Origin of the sequence: Streptomyces sp. HPF1205, from assembly GCF_020400825.1 — a bacterium.
Classification (GTDB): Bacteria; Actinomycetota; Actinomycetes; order Streptomycetales; family Streptomycetaceae; genus Actinacidiphila.
Map to the genome: position 1 here is coordinate 1 of NZ_JAINVH010000167.1, position 375 is coordinate 375.

The window sequence follows — 375 nt, forward strand, 5'->3', positions numbered from 1 at the left end:
CTCGGTGGCGTCGGAGGGGTAGCCGGAGGTCATGACGCCCTCGTAGAAGGTGCCCTGGGCGCCCTTGCTGTTGTCGCCGCCGGTGCCCAGGATGATGGCGCCCTGCTTGCGCATCGGGTTGTAGCCCGAGACGTTGGGGCGCACGCCGTCGTAGAAGGTCGACAGGCTGCCGGACTGGGCGTTGCCGCCGCGGATGGCCCAGTGGTTCGGGCCGCCCTTGATGATGGCGGTGGTGTAGCGGTAGTTGATGGTCGGGTCGTTGGCGTTGTAGTGCTGGTTCACGCCGGAGAACAGGCCGTTCTCCAGGTCGGCCATGATCCACGGGCCGTTGCCGCTGCCGTAGCCCCAGACCTTGATGTTGCCGAAGTAGATGGC

Annotated in this window: 1 protein-coding gene; it reads right to left on the minus strand. The window is 66.7% G+C overall.

Going from position 1 to position 375, the window contains the following annotated elements; genetic code table 11:
• Positions 1-375, minus strand: a 375-nt coding sequence (locus K7G61_RS36135) for an arabinofuranosidase catalytic domain-containing protein (RefSeq protein ID WP_308190824.1), incomplete at both ends; no start/stop codon positions are given.